Raw genomic sequence first — 527 nt, 5'->3', positions numbered from 1 at the left:
GTGCCTACTGAGTAGATATATTCATGTTGTGGGCTGAGTTAGTCTCGGCAAAATTAACAACAACACCATTTTTAATTAATATGTCCAACATATGTGTTTTGATATTGGATTGAGTTTTCATTGTAAAAGCTTGAGCAGAAGCCTTACCGCCTGTATATGTGTAAACCCACTTTTCGTCGGTTTCACTAAGAACACTTTTGACAGCTGGTTCACCAAAAATTGAAATAAGATCAGCTTTAGTTGTTACGTTTTTCTTTATTTGAGCAACTTGATCTGATGTAAATTGATTTCCGTAGTTTACGTTTGAAGTATAAACGCACCCTGTAACACTTAAGGCAATTACGGCAAGAAAGACTGCTTTGGACAATTTGTTCAACATATTCCCTATATTTCCTTGTTTATAAAATTGATCTCATCAATTAGATTTGGCACATAACGCCCGCCTTAACGGGCAAATACTGGTTGGCTATAATCCGGAGCGCAGCGCAGGAGCCAACCAGTATTTGTCCTGTTGAAGCGCTTGTTAT

General features: G+C 37.8%; 1 protein-coding gene. It reads right to left on the bottom strand.

Features of this window, described 5'->3' with window-relative positions:
- Window positions 1-4: 4 nt before the first annotated feature.
- On the bottom strand, window positions 5-379 hold the full coding sequence (bamE, locus tag AC1EU2_RS18765) for an outer membrane protein assembly factor BamE domain-containing protein (RefSeq protein WP_480299801.1): 375 nt from the start codon (window positions 377-379) through the stop codon (window positions 5-7).
- Window positions 380-527: the final 148 nt, after the last annotated feature.

It is taken from the genome of Parashewanella sp. 2304DJ23-3 (assembly GCF_056591695.1).
Note: the sequence above shows the minus strand (reverse complement) of the source record. Positions and strands in the feature narration are given on the sequence as shown.